General features: G+C 72.3%; 18 protein-coding genes. 13 read left to right on the top strand and 5 right to left on the bottom strand.

The genetic code is table 11. From position 1 onward, the window contains the following. Positions 1–63: 63 nt before the first annotated feature. The 3 genes from hpt to folE all read left to right on the top strand — a co-directional run bounded on the left by hpt (position 64) and on the right by folE (position 3,631). Positions 64–618: a hypoxanthine phosphoribosyltransferase gene (gene hpt / locus ACGFZP_RS37205; RefSeq protein WP_030059589.1), complete on the top strand. Its 555-nt coding sequence runs from the start codon at positions 64–66 to the stop codon at positions 616–618. 235 nt (positions 619–853) lie between these two features. Next, positions 854–2,911 (top strand): ATP-dependent zinc metalloprotease FtsH, encoded by a 2,058-nt coding sequence (ftsH, locus tag ACGFZP_RS37200; protein ID WP_392941325.1) that lies wholly within the window; start codon positions 854–856, stop codon positions 2,909–2,911. Positions 2,912–3,025: 114 nt separating this feature from the next. Next, positions 3,026–3,631: a GTP cyclohydrolase I FolE gene (gene folE, locus ACGFZP_RS37195; RefSeq protein WP_380647818.1), complete on the top strand. Its 606-nt coding sequence runs from the start codon at positions 3,026–3,028 to the stop codon at positions 3,629–3,631. Between the two features lie 28 nt (positions 3,632–3,659). Here the strand turns inward: folE and ACGFZP_RS37190 are convergent, their stop codons facing one another. Together ACGFZP_RS37190 and ACGFZP_RS37185 are read right to left on the bottom strand one after the other, a co-directional pair. Continuing rightward, positions 3,660–4,448, bottom strand: coding sequence for a ferritin-like domain-containing protein (locus ACGFZP_RS37190; protein WP_392941323.1), 789 nt, complete (start codon positions 4,446–4,448; stop codon positions 3,660–3,662). A gap of 194 nt (positions 4,449–4,642) precedes the next feature. Next, positions 4,643–5,800: an alpha/beta hydrolase gene (locus tag ACGFZP_RS37185; RefSeq protein WP_392941321.1), complete on the bottom strand. Its 1,158-nt coding sequence runs from the start codon at positions 5,798–5,800 to the stop codon at positions 4,643–4,645. 375 nt (positions 5,801–6,175) lie between these two features. Between ACGFZP_RS37185 and ACGFZP_RS37180 the strand changes: the two genes are divergently transcribed. The 7 genes from ACGFZP_RS37180 to ACGFZP_RS37150 all read left to right on the top strand — a co-directional run bounded on the left by ACGFZP_RS37180 (position 6,176) and on the right by ACGFZP_RS37150 (position 12,775). After that, positions 6,176–8,014 (top strand): phosphatidylglycerol lysyltransferase domain-containing protein, encoded by a 1,839-nt coding sequence (locus ACGFZP_RS37180; RefSeq protein ID WP_392941320.1) that lies wholly within the window; start codon positions 6,176–6,178, stop codon positions 8,012–8,014. Between the two features lie 109 nt (positions 8,015–8,123). Continuing rightward, positions 8,124–9,029: a dihydropteroate synthase gene (folP, locus tag ACGFZP_RS37175; RefSeq protein WP_392941319.1), complete on the top strand. Its 906-nt coding sequence runs from the start codon at positions 8,124–8,126 to the stop codon at positions 9,027–9,029. Positions 9,030–9,060: 31 nt separating this feature from the next. Beyond that, the gene (locus tag ACGFZP_RS37170; RefSeq protein WP_392941317.1) at positions 9,061–9,543 is read left to right on the top strand and encodes a nuclear transport factor 2 family protein; all 483 of its coding nucleotides are present in this window, start codon (positions 9,061–9,063) and stop codon (positions 9,541–9,543) included. A gap of 243 nt (positions 9,544–9,786) precedes the next feature. Next, positions 9,787–10,146, top strand: a complete 360-nt coding sequence (gene folB, locus ACGFZP_RS37165) for a dihydroneopterin aldolase (protein WP_392941393.1) — start codon at positions 9,787–9,789, stop codon at positions 10,144–10,146. Between the two features lie 55 nt (positions 10,147–10,201). Beyond that, positions 10,202–10,801, top strand: a complete 600-nt coding sequence (gene folK, locus ACGFZP_RS37160) for a 2-amino-4-hydroxy-6-hydroxymethyldihydropteridine diphosphokinase (RefSeq protein WP_392941315.1) — start codon at positions 10,202–10,204, stop codon at positions 10,799–10,801. A gap of 199 nt (positions 10,802–11,000) precedes the next feature. Continuing rightward, positions 11,001–11,489 (top strand): DUF3180 domain-containing protein, encoded by a 489-nt coding sequence (locus ACGFZP_RS37155; protein ID WP_392941314.1) that lies wholly within the window; start codon positions 11,001–11,003, stop codon positions 11,487–11,489. A 122-nt stretch (positions 11,490–11,611) separates the two neighbouring features. Continuing rightward, positions 11,612–12,775 (top strand): hypothetical protein, encoded by a 1,164-nt coding sequence (locus ACGFZP_RS37150; RefSeq protein WP_392941313.1) that lies wholly within the window; start codon positions 11,612–11,614, stop codon positions 12,773–12,775. A 164-nt stretch (positions 12,776–12,939) separates the two neighbouring features. Here the strand turns inward: ACGFZP_RS37150 and ACGFZP_RS37145 are convergent, their stop codons facing one another. Both ACGFZP_RS37145 and ACGFZP_RS37140 read right to left on the bottom strand, forming a co-directional pair. Then, positions 12,940–13,515 carry a TerD family protein gene (locus ACGFZP_RS37145; RefSeq protein WP_387942388.1) on the bottom strand — a complete coding sequence of 192 codons (576 nt, stop codon included), beginning with the start codon at positions 13,513–13,515 and terminating at the stop codon, positions 12,940–12,942. Positions 13,516–13,640: 125 nt separating this feature from the next. Then, on the bottom strand, positions 13,641–14,138 hold the full coding sequence (locus ACGFZP_RS37140; protein WP_392941311.1) for a hypothetical protein: 498 nt from the start codon (positions 14,136–14,138) through the stop codon (positions 13,641–13,643). A gap of 68 nt (positions 14,139–14,206) precedes the next feature. Between ACGFZP_RS37140 and arfB the strand changes: the two genes are divergently transcribed. Further along, positions 14,207–14,638, top strand: coding sequence for an alternative ribosome rescue aminoacyl-tRNA hydrolase ArfB (gene arfB / locus ACGFZP_RS37135; protein ID WP_392941309.1), 432 nt, complete (start codon positions 14,207–14,209; stop codon positions 14,636–14,638). A 1-nt stretch (position 14,639) separates the two neighbouring features. Here the strand turns inward: arfB and ACGFZP_RS37130 are convergent, their stop codons facing one another. Continuing rightward, a complete protein-coding gene (locus tag ACGFZP_RS37130; RefSeq protein WP_392941307.1) occupies positions 14,640–15,167 on the bottom strand; it encodes a flavin reductase family protein in 528 nt (175 codons plus the stop codon). A 368-nt stretch (positions 15,168–15,535) separates the two neighbouring features. Between ACGFZP_RS37130 and ACGFZP_RS37125 the strand changes: the two genes are divergently transcribed. Together ACGFZP_RS37125 and ACGFZP_RS37120 are read left to right on the top strand one after the other, a co-directional pair. Further along, positions 15,536–17,338, top strand: a complete 1,803-nt coding sequence (locus ACGFZP_RS37125) for a diguanylate cyclase domain-containing protein (protein WP_392941305.1) — start codon at positions 15,536–15,538, stop codon at positions 17,336–17,338. A gap of 171 nt (positions 17,339–17,509) precedes the next feature. After that, positions 17,510–18,475, top strand: a complete 966-nt coding sequence (locus ACGFZP_RS37120; protein ID WP_392941304.1) for a carbohydrate-binding protein — start codon at positions 17,510–17,512, stop codon at positions 18,473–18,475. Positions 18,476–18,733 lie beyond the last annotated feature (258 nt).

The raw sequence follows: 18,733 nt of genomic DNA, 5'->3' as shown, positions 1-18,733 counted from the left end.
CATGCCCCGGGGGCGCCGGGCCGTCGGCCACACAGACCCCGAACGTTTGAGGACGTATCCCCGGTGGACCAGAACGACATGGGCGCTGACCTCGCGAAGGTGCTCATCAGCAAGGACGAGATCGACGCCAAGCTCCTGGAGCTGGCCGAGCGCATCGACCGGGACTACGCAGGCAAGGACCTGCTGATCGTCGGCGTCCTCAAGGGGGCCGTGATGGTCATGGCGGACCTCGCCCGCGCCCTGCACTCGCAGGTGACCATGGACTGGATGGCGGTCTCGTCGTACGGCATGGGCACCAAGTCCTCCGGCGTGGTGCGGATCCTCAAGGACCTCGACACCGACATCGCCGGCCGGGACGTCCTGATCGTCGAGGACATCATCGACTCCGGTCTGACGCTGTCCTGGCTGCTGGGCAACCTGGGCTCGCGCGGCCCGGCCTCCCTCGAGGTCTGCACCCTGCTGCGCAAGCCCGACGCGGCCAAGGTCGAGATCGACGTCAAGTACGTCGGCTTCGACATCCCCAACGAGTTCGTGGTCGGCTACGGCCTGGACTACGCGGAGAAGCTTCGCAACCTCCCCTTCATCGGCACCCTCGCGCCGCACGTCTACGGCGGCTGAGGGCGGCCCGGGACCTCGTTCGGGTTACGGGCGGGAACAGTACGCCGTTCCCGCCCGTTGGAGCGGGGGACAAAGTAATACGTCGTGTCGCTGTGCTCCCGCCACGGGCGGGTCGGACTGCGGTACGGTCCAATAAAACCGCTCTTCACATGAGCACAGACCGGATGCGCCGGCGGCCACGGCCCCGCGGCGCCGTTGAGTGGCAGGAGGGACGGGGCGGCAACGCCCCGCATGGATGGACGTCAAGCGATACTTCCGTGCGCCGATCATGTGGATCGTGCTGGCCGTCCTCGCCGTCATCGTGCTGATGCAGGTCGTTTCCGACTCCAACGGCTACAAGACGGTGGACACCGGGCAGGTCGTCGCAGCGATCGATGCCAAGCAGGTCAAGTCGGCGCAGATCACCACCGGTGACTCGAACACGATCAAGATCCAGCTGAAGGACGGCGCCACGCTGTCCAACGCCGGTACGGGCAAGACCCCGTCCGGCAGTAAGTTCCAGGCCTCGTACATCGGCGACCAGGGTGTTGCGATCGCCGACAAGCTCCAGGCCCAGATCAACGACAACGACCAGAACACGCTCTCCGAGGGCTACACCATCAGCCCGGAGAAGCAGAGCACCTTCGTCAGCCTGCTGCTGTCGATGCTCCCCATCGTGATCATCGTCCTGGTCTTCCTGTTCCTGATGAACCAGATGCAGGGCGGCGGCTCGCGCGTCATGCAGTTCGGCAAGTCCAAGGCCAAGCTGCTCACCAAGGACACCCCGAAGACCACCTTCTCCGACGTCGCAGGCGCGGACGAGGCGGTCGAGGAACTCCACGAGATCAAGGAGTTCCTGCAGGAGCCGGCCAAGTTCCAGGCGGTCGGCGCCAAGATCCCCAAGGGCGTGCTGCTGTACGGCCCGCCCGGAACGGGCAAGACCCTGCTGGCACGCGCCGTCGCGGGCGAGGCCGGCGTGCCGTTCTACTCGATCTCCGGTTCGGACTTCGTGGAGATGTTCGTCGGTGTCGGCGCCAGCCGGGTCCGCGACCTCTTCGAGCAGGCCAAGGCGAACGCCCCGGCGATCGTCTTCGTCGACGAGATCGACGCCGTCGGCCGGCACCGCGGTGCGGGTCTCGGCGGCGGCCACGACGAGCGCGAGCAGACCCTCAACCAGCTGCTGGTCGAGATGGACGGCTTCGACGTCAAGGGCGGCGTGATCCTGATCGCGGCGACCAACCGCCCCGACATCCTGGACCCGGCGCTGCTGCGCCCGGGCCGCTTCGACCGCCAGATCGCGGTCGAGCGCCCCGACCTCCAGGGCCGACTGGACATCCTCAAGGTGCACCAGAAGGGCAAGCCGGTCGCGCCGGACGTCGACCTCTCGGCCGTCGCCAAGCGCACCCCCGGCTTCACCGGTGCGGACCTGGCGAACGTCCTCAACGAGGCCGCTCTGCTGACCGCCCGCTCGGACAAGAAGCTGGTCGACAACGTCACGCTGGACGAGGCGATCGACCGCGTCGTGGCCGGACCGCAGAAGCGGACCCGGATCATGTCCGAGAAGGAGAAGAAGATCACCGCGTACCACGAGGGCGGCCACGCCCTGGTGGCGGCGGCGTGCCCCAACAGCGACCCGGTGCACAAGATCACCATCCTCTCCCGCGGTCGGGCCCTCGGCTACACCATGGTGCTGCCGGACGAGGACAAGTACTCCACCACCCGCAACGAGATGCTCGACCAGCTGGCCTACATGCTGGGCGGGCGCGCGGCGGAGGAGCTCGTCTTCCACGACCCGACCACCGGTGCGTCGAACGACATCGAGAAGGCCACCGCCACCGCGCGGGCCATGGTCACCCAGTACGGGATGACCGAGCGCCTCGGCGCGATCAAGTTCGGCTCGGACAACTCGGAGCCGTTCCTCGGTCGTGAGATGGGTCACCAGCGCGACTACTCGGAAGAGGTCGCCGGGCTGGTCGACGAAGAGGTCAAGAAGCTCATCGAGAACGCGCACAACGAGGCCTGGGAGATCCTGGTCGAGAACCGCGACGTGCTCGACAACCTGGTCCTGGAGCTCCTGGAGAAGGAGACCCTCAACAAGGAGCAGATCGCCGAGATCTTCGCGACCATCGTCAAGCGCCCGGCCCGGCCGGCCTGGACGGGCTCGTCCCGTCGGACGCCGTCCACCAGGCCTCCGGTGCAGTCCCCGAAGGAGCTGGCGCTGACCAACGGCGCCGCCGCCATCGCCGCGGAGGCCGCCCCGGTCGACGTGGTGAAGCTCCCGCCGCTGCCGGTCGAGCCGCCCACCGAGGGCTGACCGGCCCGCAGGGCACCGTACGGAATGGATGCCGCGTCACCAGGGTTTGTACCCTGGAGGCGCGGCATCCGTGCTGTTCAGCCCAAGTTCGTTTCACTAGTTAGCGAGGCTCGCATGATCGACCCGGTGACGCTCGACGGTCCGTCCACCGTCGGGACCTTCGACCAGAAGCGGGCCGAGAACGCCATCCGCGAGCTGCTGCTCGCCGTGGGGGAGGATCCGGACCGCGAGGGCCTGCTGGAGACCCCGGCCCGGGTCGCCCGCGCCTACAAGGAGATATTCGCCGGTCTCTGGCAGGAGCCGGAGGACGTCCTCACCACCACCTTCGACCTCGGCCACGACGAGATGGTGCTGGTCAAGGACATCGAGCTGACCTCCGTCTGCGAGCACCACCTGGTGCCGTTCCGGGGCGTCGCCCACGTCGGGTACATCCCGTCCACCAGCGGCAAGATCACCGGCCTGTCCAAGCTGGCCCGGCTGGTCGACGTCTACGCCCGCCGTCCGCAGGTACAGGAGCGGCTCACCAGCCAGGTCGCCGACGCGCTGATGCGGATCCTCGAACCGCGCGGAGCCATCGTCGTGGTCGAGTGCGAGCACATGTGCATGTCGATGCGCGGCATCCGCAAGCCCGGCGCCAAGACCATCACCTCCTGCGTCCGGGGCCAGCTGCGCGACCCGGCCACCCGGGCCGAGGCGATGAGCCTCATCATCGGGCGCTAGGCCCGGTCCGAGCGGCCGGCGGCGCCGGTCAGACCGCGTCGTACGCGGCGTGCGGAGGGGCCGGGATGCCCAGGGCGTTGCGGCGCTCGGGCATCCGCAGCCGCACCATCCGCCGCCAGCCGTACGCCAGGTCGTAGAGGTACAGCGCGTGCACCCCGGCGGTGACCACCGCCCGCTGCCAGCGCGGCCACCCCAGGATGCGCGCCATCCGGGCGGTCACCGCGAGCCCGACGTCCCGGTGGGTGCGGATCTCGCCGCGCGCGCTGTGCTCCAGGGTGTGCCGGATGAACGGGCTGTGGCCCTCGGCGGAGAGCCGCAGCAGCTCCTCGTGGCAGTACGCGAGGTGGTTGTCCTCGTCGGCCGAGATCATCCGCATCGCCCGGCCGAGGTCCGGATTGTCCCCGTAGACCCTGACCAGCTGGCGCATCTGCTCGGCCGCGCGCTGCTCGGTGACCCGGCTGTGCACGAGGTAGGTGATGATCTCGCGCTCGGCCAGCGGCGCCTCGCCGTTCAGCCGCTCGTGCGAGAGGCCGACTCCCCGGCGCTCCAGCAGCATGCAGTAGTCGGCCTCGGCGGGGACGTCGATCTTGGGCAGGCCGCGCTTGTTCAGCAGCTGGGTGAAGATCCGGCCGTGCTTGCGCTCGTCGGCGCCGTGCCGGGCGATCTTGGGGGCGAGCACCGGATCGCGGGTGAGCGCGGTGATCCGCTCGTTCTCCCAGCCGCCCTGGTCCTCCCCGCCCGCGGCGATGCTGCAGAACAGCTGGTACGCCTCGTCGTTCTGGTAGATCTCGTTGAAGAGTGATCGGGTGCTGAGCATGGGGCCTCCTGCCCTGATCCGGGGCGGCGCCGGCCGTTCGGCCGGCGCGGTCGCGATACGTTCCCCCGCGGCGGGGTGCGCCGCGCCCGACCGGCCGGAAATCACCCGGCTGCGGACCTGGGACGGCGGCCGGACGGGCGCCTGGGCGTGTTGGCGGAGTCGCTTCGGACCCTGCGGGACTTTGCAGGGCCGCCCTACGTCCAGGCGAGGCGGGCGCTCATCCACTCCAGGGCGGCGGGCAGCTCGCGGCTCCAGCTGTCGAAGTTGTGGCCGCCGTCGTCCAGGTACATCGACTCGATGGTGAACTGCGGATTGCCGGCCGCGACCTGCTGGGCCAGGTCGACGAACTTCAGCGTCTCGGGGTAGTCGGTCTCCTTGCGGGTGGAGACCACCAGCAGCGAGAGCTCCGGCGCGGGCAGGTTGTGCAGCCGCCAGGAGAGGTCGCTGTGGTTGGTCAGCGTCTGGTCGCCGCCGAACAGGTTGCCGCCGGTGCCGGCGTCCTCGGCGACCTTGAAGTCGGCGTGCATCCCGGTCGCGCTGCGGTAGACGTCGGGGTAGCGCATGGCCAGCCGCAGGGCGCAGCTGCCGCCGGTGGAGTAGCCGAGCACGCCCCAGGAGGCGGCCGAGCGGCTGACCCGGTAGGCGGAGCGCAGCGCCTCGGGGACGTCCTTGGCGAACCAGGTCTCGGTGCGCGGGCCGCCGGGCACGTCCACGCACTCGGTGTTGCGCGGCGGGGCGACGGTCGGGCGGGCCATCACGATGATGGTGGGCGCCATCCGGCCGGTGCGCTGGAGCTCCCAGGCGGTCTGCGGGACGGGCAGCTCCTTCAGCAGGTGCAGGGTGGTGCCGGGGAAGCCGGAGAGGGTGAGCAGGACGGGAAAGCGAACCTTTGCGTACTTCGGGTTGAAGTATTCGGGCGGCAGGTAGACGAACAGCTGGTCGGACAGTCCGCTCTCGGTGCCGGTGATCTTCACCGCCTCGACCCGGCCGACCTCCTCGGGTGCCCCTTTGGGCAGGTCGGTGATGGTCTCCAGGCCGCCCTCGTTGGTCGGCTGGAGCAGCTCGTCGGCGGGGGTCGCGCCCTTCTGGTTCTCGTTGCTGGTCAGGGCGAGCTTGGTGCCGCCGGGGTTGAGCAGGTCGTCCCAGGAGGTGTAGAAGCCGAAGGAGTTGTTGACGGACAGCGCCAGCACGGCCAGGGCCGTCACCTGAATGACCGTCAGCAGGGCGACCCGTCCGAGGACCGGCAGCGGGCGCTGGCGGCCCAGCCGCGGCCAGATCCAGAGGGTGGTGACGAGGGCCGCCGCACCGAGTGCGAGCAGTGAGTTCACCAGTGCATCGCTGGTCAGTTCCATTGCCGTCGGCCTTCCGGTGGGACGCTGTCGGTGCAGGCTTCATCGTCTGGCGGTGCGTCAGCCCGGGCCAGCGCGACTAGGCTGTCCGGACGCCGGGGCGGGCCAGGAGGCCGGTGGCAGTGGTACGCAACCGGCGCCCTAGAATGCGGCGTCCACCGTACGTACCGCGTGCGCGACGCCCCGCCGCGCCACGCCACCCGGGGCTCCGGCTCCCACCCCTCGGCTCAATCGCAGCGCGCGATCGGCACCGGTTGCCTTCCGTTTCCGGTTCCTTGGTGTGCGCATTGCCTGATGAAGGAAAAGGCATGAAGGTCCATCACAACTCCTCCTCGGGAGTGACCGGACAGCGCTCCGAAGCCTCTACGCTGAACCCCCATGAGCGTTCCCGTGTCCGTTGAGCCGAGCCCCGAGCAGCCGCCCCGCCGTCGCGGCCTGCAGGCGCTTCGTACCCAAGCGGCCGCCGTACCGAGGGCCTGGCTCCCCGGTGCGGTCGGTTACGCCTGCCTGCTGATCGGGCTGGTGGACATCGCGAGCGCGGTGTTCCCCAAGCTCCGGCACACCAGGATGCACACCTTCGCCGGGCAGCTGCCCGGCGGGACGACGACGCTGGCCGCGGCCGGCACGCTGATGGTCGGCCTGCTGCTGGTGCTGCTCGCCCACGCGCTGCGCCGCCGCAAGGTGCGCGCCTGGCGGGCGGTCTGCGTGCTGCTGCCGGTCGGCGCCGCGCTGCACATCCTGCGCTGGCACCAGGTCGGCCCGGCGGTGGTCTCGCTGGTGCTGTTCGTGGTGATGCTGGTGCACCGCCGCGAGTTCTACGCCAAGGCCGACCCGCGCACCCGCTGGCGGGCGGCCGTCAACCTGGTGGTGACCGGCGCCGTCAGCGTGCTGCTCGGCCTGCTGGTGGTCAGCACCAGGACCGGGTACGAGATCGGCCACCCGGGCCTGCTGAAGCGGCTGGAGCACGTCGGGTACGGGCTGTTCGGCTTCGAGGGGCCGGTGCACTACACCTCGGACCGGATGGCCGACCTGGTCGGCTACCTGCTCGGTGCGATGGGCCTGATCACCGCCTTCACCACCGCCTACCTGGCGCTGCGCCCGGAGAAGCCCAAGCCGGAGCTGACCGCCGAGGACGAGGAGAAGGTCCGCGCGCTGCTCGCCCGGCACGGCGAGCGGGACTCGCTGGGCTACTTCGCGCTGCGCCGCGACAAGAGCGTGCTGTTCTCGCCGACCGGCAAGGCCGCGATCTCCTACCGCGTGGTCTCCGGCGTGATGCTCGCCTCCGGTGACCCGGTCGGCGACGTGGAGGCCTGGCCGGGCGCGATCAAGGTGTTCATGGCCGAGGCCCGCGAGCACGCCTGGGTGCCGGCCGTGATGGGCTGCAGCGAGGTCGGCGGCGAGGTCTGGACCCGCGAGGCGGGCCTGGACGCGCTGGAGCTGGGCGACGAGGCGATCGTCGACGCCACCACCTTCTCGCTCGCCGGGCGGGCCATGCGCAACGTCCGCCAGATGGTGAAGCGGATCGAGCGCAACGGCTACTCCTGCCAGGTGCGCCGGGTCTCCGAGCTCACCCCGGACGAGAAGTACCGGATCGCCGAGGCGGCCGCCCGCTGGCGCGGCACCGACACCGAGCGGGGCTTCTCGATGGCGCTGGGCCGCTTCGGCGACCCGGGCGACGACGAGTGCGTGGTGGTCACCGCCCACAAGGCCCCGGAGGAGGGCGAGGGCGGCGACGACCTGAAGGCCGTGCTGCACTTCGTGCCGTGGGGACCGGACGGCATCTCGCTGGAGCTGATGCGCCGCGACCGGGCCGCCGACCCGGGTCTGAACGAGCTGCTGATCGTCGCGGCCCTGCAGGCCGTCCCCGCGCTGGGGGTCCGCCGGGTGTCGCTCAACTTCGCGATGTTCCGCTCGGCGCTGGCGCGCGGTGAGCGGATCGGCGCGGGCCCGGTGCTGCGCGCCTGGCGCGGGCTGCTGGTGTTCTCCTCGCGCTGGTTCCAGATCGAGTCGCTGTACAAGTTCAACGCGAAGTTCCAGCCGGAGTGGGAGCCGCGTTTCCTGGTCTTCCCGAACAACCGGGACCTGCCCCGGATCGGTTTCGCCGCGATGCAGGCCGAGGCCTTCATCACCCTCGGCATGCCGCGCTTCGGCCGCAAGCGCCAGCGGGAGGGCCTGATGCCCGCCCCGGCGCGCCCGGAGGTCACCGAGGCGGCCTGACCCGCCGCCGTCCCGCGGGGCCCCGTCGAGCATCCTCGGCGGGGCCCCGCGGCCGTCCCGGGCCGGGCCGCCCCGGCGGTGCGCGGGTGAGTCGTCAGATAATGGGCGTATGAGCACTCCGCTGTCGTTCACCCTGCCGGCCGGGCTGCCGCGGCTCGACCGCTGCGCCGTGATGGGCGTGGTCAACGTGACCCCCGACTCCTTCTCGGACGGCGGGCTGTGGCACGACCCCGCGCGCGCGATCGCCCATGGACTGGCGCTCCGGGCCAGGGGCGCGGACCTGGTCGACGTCGGGGGCGAGTCCACCCGGCCCGGCTCGGAGCGGGTGCCCGAGGAGGAGGAGCTGCGCCGGGTGGTCCCGGTGGTGCGCGAGCTGGCCGAGGCCGGGGTGGTGGTCTCCATCGACACCATGCGCGCCTCGGTCGCCGAGCAGGCCGTGGCGGCCGGCGCCCGGATCGTCAACGACGTCTCCGGCGGCCTCGCCGACCCGGCGATGGCCCGGGTGGTGGCCGAGACCGGGGTGCCCTTCGTGGTGATGCACTGGCGCGGGCAGTCCGCCGACATGGACCGCCTGGCGGTCTACCGGGACGTGGTCGCCGACGTGCTCGGCGAGCTGACCGCCCGGGTGGAGGCGCTGCAGGCGGCCGGCGTTAAGGAGGAGCAGCTGATCCTCGACCCCGGCCTGGGCTTCGCCAAGACCGCCGCGCACAACTGGGCCCTGCTCGGCCGGCTCGACGCGCTCACCGCGCTCGGCCGTCCCGTCCTCGTGGCCGCATCGCGCAAGCGGTTCCTGGGTACGCTGCTCGCCGACCCGGAAACCGGGGAGCTGCGCCCGGCCAGGGAGCGCGACGACGCGACCGCCGCGGTGTCGGTGCTGTCGGCCCGGGCCGGTGCCTGGGCGGTGCGGGTGCACGACGTGTCCGGAACGGCGGACGCGGTCCGGGTGGTCGCCGCCTGGCAGCGCGCGGCCGGGCTGGACGCCTCCGGCCCGTCGGCGGGCACGGAGGGCGGCTGAGAGGGGAGGTTCTGTGGCAGGTGACGGCAGGGTGAGCGGAGAGACCGCGGGTCAGCGGGCGCGGGAGGCGGACCGGGAGGCCGTCCTGGCGGCCAACCAGGCGTTCTACGAGGCGCTGGAGAACGGCGATCTGGAGGCGGTCGAGGAGGCCTGGCTGGGGGCCGCGGACGCCGACGACAAGGGCGGCGTGGTGTGTGTGCACCCCGGCTGGCCGATGCTGCGCGGCCGGGCCCAGGTGACCCGCTCGTACATGCTGATCATGATGAACACGGAGTACATCCAGTTCTTCCTGACCGATGTCGAGGCCGAGGTGCACGGTGATGTGGCCCTTGTCACGTGCACCGAGAACATCCTCTCCGGCGGTGAGGCGGAGGAGGAGGGGGAGCTCGGCCCGCTGGTCGGGGGAAAGGTCGTTTCGACCAATCTCTTCCGTCGTACGCCGGCCGGGTGGAAGCTCTGGTCGCACCACGGTTCACCCGTCCTGACCAGCGGTGACGACGAGGACGAGGACTGAGCCCCGGGCCGGTCGGCCGACCGTGCCCCGATTTGGCCCGGGAATTCCCGAGCGGTCACCGAACGTTCACGTCAATCGCCATTCCGGCGGGCGTGGCGACGGTTCGTGCCGGGTAGGACGGTCAGGCGTTGTCCGCGCTCGCGGGTAGATTCACAACGGAGTGGCGGGCGCGACGCCCGCCTTCGCCCTGCCTGTGACCGTTGCCGTGCAGGGTCCGTCCGACTGGGAGCAGTGATTCGTTTGCTGGACCGCGTCACCCTGCGGGGCCTGCGTGCCCGGGGCCACCACGGCGTCTTCGAGCGCGAGCGCGTCGAGGGCCAGACCTTCGTGGTGGACCTCGTGCTGTACCTGGACACCCGCCCCGCCGCGTCCGGCGACGACCTCACCCGCACGGCGCACTACGGCGTGGTGGCCGAGGAGGTCACCGCGATCATCGCCGGTGAGCCCGTCGACCTGATCGAGACCCTCGCCCAGCGGATCGCCGACCAGTGCCTCAAGCACGACGCGGTGCAGGAGGTCGAGGTCACCGTGCACAAGCCGGACGCCCCGATCACCGTGCCGTTCGACGACGTGACCGTGACCATCCACCGGGGCCGCGGATGACCTCCGTGCGCACCGTGCCAGCCGCAGAGCCCACTCCAGTTGCAGGGGAAGTCCGATGAGCACCAGCGACCCGACGGCCTCGCCGACCACGTTCGACCTGGAGCGCCGGGTGGACTCGGTCGACACCACACTGCACAGCCAGCGCTGCGCCGTGATCGCGCTCGGCAGCAACCTGGGCAACCGCCTGGAGACGCTGCAGGGCGCGGTGGACGCGCTCGCCGACACTCCCGGGCTGAGGATCAAGGCCGTCTCCGCCGTGTACGAGACGGAGGCCGTCGGCGGCCCCGACGAGCAGCCCAACTACTACAACGCGGTGGTCGTGCTGCGCACCAGCCTGCCGCCGCGCGACCTGCTGGAGCGGGGCAACGCGATCGAGGACGCCTTCGGCCGGGTCCGCACCGTCCGCTGGGGTCCGCGCACCCTGGACGTCGACATCCTGGCCTACGAGGGCGTCACCAGTGACGACCCGCAGCTGCTGCTGCCGCACCCGCGCTCGCACGAGCGGGCCTTCGTCCTCGCCCCCTGGCTGGACGCCCAGCCGGAGGCCGAGGTGCCCGGCCGCGGCCAGGTCGCCGAGCTGCTGCAGGCGCTCGGCGGGGCGGTCGCCCAGGGCGTCCGCCGTCGCGAGGACATCCGGCTGACGCTGCCGGAGTAGCCGACCGGTGTCGACCGGCCCGCCCACCGGGCCGGTCGGGCGGGCCGGGGAACTCGGGCGGCGGCCCGGCCGTACGAGTAGGTGTCCGCCGTACGCGCGGGTGCCCGTCCGGCCCGGCCCGGTACGGTGGCCTGACGTCGCCGCACCCCGGTCCGGGGGGCGGCGCCCGTCTCCGGTACCCGGGAAGGACCCTGTCCGAGTGAAGCTGCTTCGCCTCCGTCTGCTGGTCGGCATCACCGCCGCTACGACGGCGCTGTCCTGGGCCGGCTCCAAGCTGTGGGCCTCCCTGGACACCCTGCCCGCGGTCCCGGCCGCGGCGCCGGTGGTGCTGGCCGCGGTGGCGGTGATCCTGCTGGCCACCGCGCTCTCGCTGCGGTCGCGGCTGAAGGCGGCGCGGGAGCGGCAGCCCGGGGCGAAGGGGGTCGACCCGATCGGCGCGGCCCGGGCGGTGGTGCTGGGCCAGGCGAGCGCGCTGGTCTCGGCGGTGGTCACCGGCGTCTACGCGGGCGCCGGCATCTACCTGCTCGGCGAACTGGACGTCCCGGCGCGCCAGGACCAGGCCATCACGGCGGGCTTCGCGGTGCTGGCCGGCGCGGCGGTGATCGCGGCGGCGCTCTGGCTGCAGCACGTCTGCAAGCTGCCGGAGGATCACGACGACCCGACGGGCCCCGCGGCCTCGCACCGCTGAGCAGGCACTTTTCTGTGATCTTGGGTGAAGGCCCGGGCACGTGCGGTAAAGCTCGTGGAGTGTCAAGGGTTAAAGGGCACCCTGGGCTGACACGGCCCCAATTCGCACGCTAGTTTCTTGGCATGTCTCGCGGACGCCATCGTCATTCCTCCGTCCTCGGCCGGGTCTTTCCCCCCACCGCCGCCGGCGTGCTCATCGTCGCCGCGGTGGCCGCGCTGCTTTTCAGTCAGGACGCCGTCCTGGTCCGCTCGGTGGGCGTCGCGGCGGTGCTCGCCACGCTCGGGATCGGGGTGCTGCTGCGGCAGCGCGACCGCGCCGCCCGGGCCGCCGCCGAGCTGTCCGTCGCCCAGCGGCTGCGGGCCGAGGAGCGCTTCGAGGAGCAGCTCGCCGAGGCCGAATACGCGGCGGAGGTCGCCGAGGAGCGGGCCACCCGGTTCGGCCGACGGCTGACCGCGGAGAAGTCGCGGCTGGCGAAGGCCGAGACCGAGATCGCCCGGCTGCTGCGCGAGCGCGCCGTGGCGGTCGCCGAGCAGGCCCTCAAGGAGGCCGAGGCGACCCAGAAGGCCCTGGCCGCGAGTAGGCCCAAGTACCCCGCGAGCCCGGCGGCCTTCGTCCGTGCCGCGGCCGTGCTGCGGCACCTGGAGCGGCGCGCGGCGCAGCAGGAGGCGCAGCGCGAGCGCGCGGCCGGTGCGCAGGTCGCCCTGCGGGCGGCGCGTACGGCGCCCGCGGCGGCCCCCGTGGCCGTCCCGGCGGCCGCTCCGGTGCCCGCCGCCGCGGTGCCGGCTCCGGTGGCGCCCACGGTGCCGACGCCGGCGCCCGCCGCCGGGGTGGCCGAGCGGCCCGCGGTCGGGGCGACGCCGGTGCGGCCGGTGCTGACGGCGACGGTCGGACAGCTGGGCGGGACGCCCGCCGCGCCCGTGGTGCCGGCGGAGCGGCAGCGGCCGCGTCCGCAGTCCGGGCAGGCCCGGGGGCAGGGCTTCAGTTTCTTCGGCCGTACTTCGGGTGCGGCCGTCCGGGCGGCGGCTCCGGCTCCGGCCGTGGGGAGCATCGCCGAGCTGGGCGAGCGCACGGACCTGGCGGACGTGGTGGGCGACGAGGCGGTCGCCGCGGCCAAGGCGCAGCCGGTGGCGGCGCCGGTCGAGCAGCCCGCGGTCGACCAGGCCGGGGTGCACCGGGCCGGGGTCGAGCAGCCCGAGGAGGAGCAGGCCGCGCCGGAGGTGGTCGACCTGACCCCGCACGACGAGACCGAGCTGCTCCAGCTCCCGGAGCTGCGCGCCTCGCGCTGAACCCGTGGTACCGCCCCGACGCGGCGCAGGAGACCGGCCCGGCCGGTCTCCTGCGCCGCGTCGTTGCTACGGGCACGGGCACGGCCGAGCAGCCCGTCACCGGCCGGGAACGCCGAAGCGCCCGGCCCCTGACGGAGGGGGGCCGGGCGCTTCGCGGTCGGGCGTCAGATCTGGACGCCGAAGTCCTGGGCGATGCCCGCCAGGCCGGAGGCGTAGCCCTGGCCGACGGCACGGAACTTCCACTCGGCGCCGTTGCGGTAGAGCTCGCCGAAGATCATGGCGGTCTCGGTGGCGGCGTCCTCGGAGAGGTCGTAGCGGGCGATCTCGGCACCGCCGGCCGCGTTGATCACGCGGATGTAGGCGTTGCGGACCTGGCCGAAGTTCTGCGAGCGGGCCACCGCGTCGTAGATCGAGACCGGGAAGGTGATCTTGACGGCCTCGGCCGGAAGGCCGGCCAGGTTGACGTTGATCGCCTCGTCGTCGCCCGCGCCCTCGCCGGTGCGGTTGTCACCGGTGTGGACGACGGTGCTGTCCGGGGTGCTGGTGTTGTTGAAGAACACGAAGTGGCTGTTGGACAGCACCTTCCCGTCCGCGTTCAGCACGATCGCGCTGGCGTCGAGGTCGAACTCGGCGCCGGTCGTGGTCCGGACGTCCCAGCCGAGGCCGATGGTGACCGCGGTCAGGCCGGGGGCCTCCTTGGTCAGCGAGACGTTGCCACCCTTGGAGAGGCTCACTGGCATGGTGTTTGCTGTCCCTTCGTTGCTTTTGCCCGGGATAACGCGAGAGACCACGGGCTTGGTTCCGCGCCCTGTCGCAAATTCTTCGGGGCGAATCAGGGCGCGGCAATGGCTGGATCAATACCCGGTCAGATTCGGCGGAAGCGGCCCTGAAGTGACCAGATGTTCGGATTGTCGGCCAGGTCGGGGTGCATGTCGAAGAGATCGGCGAGCGTGTCCTGGAGGAAGTCCCGGGCCTCGCGCCGCAGGTCGCCGTGGCGCAGCACGGCGGGCGGCTCGTCCGGCAGCCAGGTGGCGCTGACCTCGACCCAGTTGAAGCGGCGGGCGAAGCGCAGCAGCTCGGTGTTCTGGGTGAAGTCGAGGTCGGCGCTCTGCACCCGGGCGGCGCGGCCGCCGTCCGGGTCGCGGTCCAGCTCCTCGGCGATGTCGCACAGTGCCCAGGCGAAGTCGAGCACCGGAACCCATCCCCAGGCTGTGGACAGCTCCGCCCCGTCGGCTTCGAGGTAGACGTCGCCGCAGAACAGGTCGTACCGCAGGGCGTGCACCGAGGCGCTGCGGTAGTCGGTCTGCGGGGGGTCGGGGAAACGGTTGGAGAGGGAGTAGCCGAGCTCGATCACGTAGGCCATTGTCGGGGCTGCGGGCGGTGCTGGATAACCGGGTGACCGGCGGGCCCCGGGCGCGGGATGATGAACCCATGCCTGAGCCCATCCGCGTCCGGGGATCGGTGGTCGTCCCTGACGCCGAGCTCGTCTGGCGCTTCTCCCGTTCCTCCGGCCCCGGTGGCCAGCACGTCAACACCTCCGACACCCAGGTCGAGCTGCGCTACGACCTGGCCGCCTCCGCGGCGCTGCCCGAGGTGTGGAAGCAGCGCGCCCTGGAGCGGCTGGCCGGCCGGCTGGTGGACGGTCGGGTCCTGGTGGTGCGCGCCTCCGAGCACCGCTCGCAGTGGCGCAACCGCGAGGTCGCCGCGGCCCGGCTGGCATCGCTGCTGGGCGAGGCCACCGCGCCGCCGCCGAAGGCCCGGCGGGCGACCAAGCCGAGCCGGGGCATGATCGAGCGGCGGCTGTCCAACAAGCGCCACCGCTCCGAGCTGAAGCAGGGCCGGCGCGCCAAGGGCGGCGAGTAGCTCAGCCGAGCTGCCGGTAGCCGCCGTGGAAGTAGAGCAGCGGGCGGCCGCCCGGGTTCGGCACCACGGCCTCCAGGACGCGGCCGAGCAGCAGGGTGTGGTCGCCGGCGGGTATCCGCTGTTCGGTGCGGCACTCCACGGTGGCCAGCGCGCCGTCGATCAGCGGTGCGCCGCTGGCCGGGCCGCGGTGGTGCGGGGTGTCGGCGAAGAGCAGCCGGTCGCTGAGCCGGCCCTTCATGGCGAACCGCGAGCCGAGCGCCTTCTGCCCCTCGGCGAGCAGCGAGACCGCCCAGGTCTCGGCCCGGGAGAGCACCTCGTCCATCCGGGAGTCCTCGCGGACGGAGATCAGCACCAGCGGCGGCTCCAGCGAGACGGAGAGGAAGGACGTGGCGGTCATGCCGACGTCCTCGCCGTCCTCCGGGTCGTGGACGGTCACCAGGCTCACTCCGGAGGCGAGCTGGGAGAGCGCAGCCCGGAACTCGTCGGGCGTCGCTTGGGAGGCAGCCTCGGGCTGCGGGGACGAGTACACGTACCGCACGGTAGTCGGCGGCCGGGGGGAACGGCATCGGGCCGTGGTCGTAGGACCAGGGCTGCAGAAGGTTACGGCCGGCGGCGACGCTCACCCCTGGGAGTGAAGGTGAGGGCCTGGCGGGCGTCAGTCGGCTTCAGTGTGCGGCCAATGCGGCCGACCACGAAAAATGTTCCGATGAAGCCATATGTCCTGTTATGGGGCGGATGAGCTGATTAAGGGCGCATAAGTGTCGTGTGATTTAAGTCACAAGTGACTGCCTATTGCTGACCGAGCGTGCCGAACGCTGTGCTCCCTGTGATTCAGTTCTTCTGGCAATCGGACGATAACCATTCAAGAACTATCCGAAGCAGCCGGGGAGCCCCCGCATGGAAGCCGAGTCGGAGCCGTACGTCCGCCTCGCGACCCTCCGCACCTTGCACCGGGTCGTGGCGGACCTCAACGCTGCCCGCAGCCTGGCGGGCACGCTGCAGGCCGTGGTCGAGGGCGCGGTGCACGGGCTCGGATTCGACGCCGCCGCGGTCAGCCTGGTCCGGCCGGACGGCGACCTCGTGGTGGCGGCCGTCTGGGAGCTGGAGGAGAGCGCCATGGGCGGCCCCTCCGTCCTGCTCGGCCAGGTCGGCTCCCGCGAGTCCTGGGACCGGCTGCTCGGCGTCAGCGACCACTGGGGCACCCTCCGCTTCCTGCCCTACGACCGGGGCTGGGCCGTCGCGAGCGACATCCCGCGCTGGATCGGCGACGGATCGCTGCCCGTCTACGCCAACGACTGGCACCCCGCCGACGGCCTGCTCGCCCCGATGTACAGCGCCGGCGGCGACCTGCTCGGCGTGCTCTCGGTGGACCGCCCGCGCAGCGGCAAGCGGCCCGGCGCCTGGACCCGCGAGGCCCTGGAGATGTTCTCCCTCCAGGCCTCCATCGCGATCGGCAACGCCCGGCTGCGCGCCGAGATGCAGCGCGCGCTGGCGCGGCTGGAGAAGGAGCAGCAGGCGCTGCGGGCCAGCGAGGAGAGCTTCCGCCAGGCCTTCGAGTACGCGCCCAGCGGGATGGCCATCACCGAGCTGCACGGCGCCGGGCGCGGCCAGCTGACCAGAGTCAACGACGCGCTCTGTCGCCTGCTCGGCCGCCCTCGCGCGGTGCTGCGCCAGCAGAGCTTCGCCGACCTCGTCCACCCCGAGGACCGCGCGCTGCTGGAGCGCACCAGCGCCGAGAGCGGCCGGGCGGAACTGCGCCTGTCCCGGCGGGACGGCGGCTACCAGTGGGTGTGCCTGCGCAACTCGATCGTCGCCGACGCCGCCGAGGGCCCGAGCTTCCTGCTCACCCACGTCGAGGACATCGAGGACCGCAAGCGCCACGAGCTGCAGCTCGCCCACCGGGCCAGCCACGACGCGCTCACCGGCCTGCCCAACAGCGCCGAGCTCAGGGCCCGGCTGGGGCGGCGGCTGTGCGGCGAGCCGCAGACCGCCGTCGCCGCGCACGCGGAGAGCCCGTACCCGCCGCAGTACGCGGGCTACCCCGCCGACTCCTACAGCGCGCACACGGCGTACGACGGACTGGAGGGGGCCGGCCCGGGCCTGGGGCAGGTGCACGGCTACGGCGCCCCCGAGGGGCACCCCGGGGCCGGCCTGGCCGGGGCGGACCGGCCGGGCGGCTACGGCGAGCACGTGCACGCGGTGGTGCCCGCCGACCACGGCTCGGGCGGCGACGCCTGGGCGGGACCGTTCCGCTCGGGCGGCGCGGCCACGGCGGAGAAGGGGCTCGCGGTGCTCTTCTGCGACCTCGACGGTTTCAAGTCGATCAACGACCGGTTCGGGCACAACGCGGGCGACGCGGTGCTGGTCGAGGTCGCCCGCCGGCTCAGCCAGGCCGTCCGGGACGGCGACACGGTGGCCCGGCTCGGCGGCGACGAGTTCGTGGTGCTGGCCGACGGCATCGGCCGGGAGGAGGCCAAGGACCTCGCCCACCGGCTGCGCAACGCGATCATCCCGCCGATGCGGATCGACGGCCGGGCGATGCGGGTCGGGGTCAGCCTCGGCGTCGGCTGGGCGGGCTGCGGGATGAGCACCGAGGAGGTCCTGCACACCGCGGACGAGCGGATGTACGACGAGAAGCGGGCCCGCGGCGGCGCCATGCGCGGGGCCCGGGGCGAGCGCTCGCACCGCCGGGCGGGCTGAGCGCTCCAGCCGTGCCGCACGCGTTCGGCGCGCAAAGCTACTCGCGGGTTGTCAAGGGGTCTTTTCCGAGGGTCGCGCCCGACAGGTAGGGTTCCCGGGTACGAGCGACCACCACTTGCGCCGGCGGCACGGCAGCCGGGCGGCGCGAACGCGACGGGGGAGTTGACCACCGTGACGACCGCCGGCAACAACGGAGTGCCCGAGAGCCCGGAGGGCGGTGCCCCGCAGGACGACGATCCCTTCGGCTACCTCTACCGTCCGGCCGAAGGCGCCTCCGCGCAGCCGGCCGAGCCCCAGCAGGGTGTTCCGCGTACGTCGTACAACCGCCCGATGGAGGTCGGCCGCGCCCAGTACGGGCAGCAGGCGCGCCCGCAGCAGCCGTACCCGCCGCAGCAGCAGCCGTCCTACCCGCAGGGCGGGCAGGGCGGCCAGCCGTACGGGCAGCAGCCCGAGCACGGCGGTGCGATGCCCACCCAGCAGACCCGCTACGCCGAGCACTCCCGCCCGCAGCCGGGCGAGGAGCGGCCGAGCGGCGGCCGGGGCAAGGGCGCGGTGATCGGCGCGGTGGCGGTGGTCGCGGCCATCGCGATCGGCGCCGGCATAGCGCTGTCCACCGGGGACCCGGACGACAAGAAGGCCAAGGGCGGCACCTCCAGCAGCGCGCCGGTCGTCCCGAGCACCGGGGCGGGCAGCCCGTCGGCCTCGGCCTCCGCCTCCTCCTCGGCGAGCGCCACCGCGGCCGGGCCGGGCACCTACGACGCCACGCAGCTGCAGGGCCAGAACGCGCCGTCCGGGAACACCGTGAAGGGCGCCAAGTCGGCGGACGGCGGCTACCTGACGCTCCAGCCGGGTGGCTCGGTCACCTGGGCGGGCGAGGTGGCGGCGGCCGGCACCTACAAGCTCACGGTGCACTTCAACAACCCGGCGACCGACGTGAAGGCCGCGGCGACGGTGAACGGCAAGGACTGGCCGAGCGGTCTGACCTTCAAGAACTACTCGCCGGGCAAGGACGCCGCCGCGTCCTGGTACACGACCTTCATACTTCCGCAGCTCCAGGCCGGTCCGAACACGATCACCATCTCGGGCCCCTCGGGCGGGACGGTCCTGATCGACCAGGTGGTCCTGGAGGCCTCCTGACCCGCTCCGCACACACCGCGGCCGCCCGTTCCCCTGTCGGGGGCGGGCGGCCGTGTGCGTTGCCCGGACGACCGGATGGTCGGGGCCGCCGGCCGGGCGGTCCAGGGCCCGGCCGTCAGCGGCTCGGGCGGGTGGTGGCCTGGGCGGGTGGGCGGCTCAGGCGGGCTTCACCGCGGTGAACGTGTCGCGGCCGGTGATCCAGCGGCCGCGGCGCATCACGGCGACCAGGTCGTGGGTGTCGGAGTCCAGGACGACCAG

Origin of the sequence: Kitasatospora sp. NPDC048239 (assembly GCF_043202015.1) — a bacterium.
GTDB lineage: Bacteria > Actinomycetota > Actinomycetes > Streptomycetales > Streptomycetaceae > Kitasatospora.
This window is presented reverse-complemented; position numbering and strand designations above follow the sequence as displayed.

Bases quoted from the DNA above. Each gene is read 5' to 3' on its own strand.
- ACGFZP_RS37190 (WP_392941323.1), bottom strand. From the start codon at position 4,448: ATGCTCAGCACCCGATCACTCTTCAACGAGATCTACCAGAACGACGAG.
- ACGFZP_RS37150 (WP_392941313.1), top strand. From the start codon at position 11,612: ATGTCTCGCGGACGCCATCGTCATTCCTCCGTCCTCGGCCGGGTCTTT.
- arfB (WP_392941309.1), top strand. From the start codon at position 14,207: ATGCCTGAGCCCATCCGCGTCCGGGGATCGGTGGTCGTCCCTGACGCC.
- ftsH (WP_392941325.1), top strand. From the start codon at position 854: ATGGACGTCAAGCGATACTTCCGTGCGCCGATCATGTGGATCGTGCTG.
- ACGFZP_RS37140 (WP_392941311.1), bottom strand. From the start codon at position 14,138: ATGGCCTACGTGATCGAGCTCGGCTACTCCCTCTCCAACCGTTTCCCC.
- ACGFZP_RS37180 (WP_392941320.1), top strand. From the start codon at position 6,176: ATGAGCGTTCCCGTGTCCGTTGAGCCGAGCCCCGAGCAGCCGCCCCGC.
- ACGFZP_RS37185 (WP_392941321.1), bottom strand. From the start codon at position 5,800: ATGGAACTGACCAGCGATGCACTGGTGAACTCACTGCTCGCACTCGGT.
- folP (WP_392941319.1), top strand. From the start codon at position 8,124: ATGAGCACTCCGCTGTCGTTCACCCTGCCGGCCGGGCTGCCGCGGCTC.
- ACGFZP_RS37125 (WP_392941305.1), top strand. From the start codon at position 15,536: ATGGAAGCCGAGTCGGAGCCGTACGTCCGCCTCGCGACCCTCCGCACC.
- ACGFZP_RS37145 (WP_387942388.1), bottom strand. From the start codon at position 13,515: ATGCCAGTGAGCCTCTCCAAGGGTGGCAACGTCTCGCTGACCAAGGAG.
- folK (WP_392941315.1), top strand. From the start codon at position 10,202: ATGAGCACCAGCGACCCGACGGCCTCGCCGACCACGTTCGACCTGGAG.
- folE (WP_380647818.1), top strand. From the start codon at position 3,026: ATGATCGACCCGGTGACGCTCGACGGTCCGTCCACCGTCGGGACCTTC.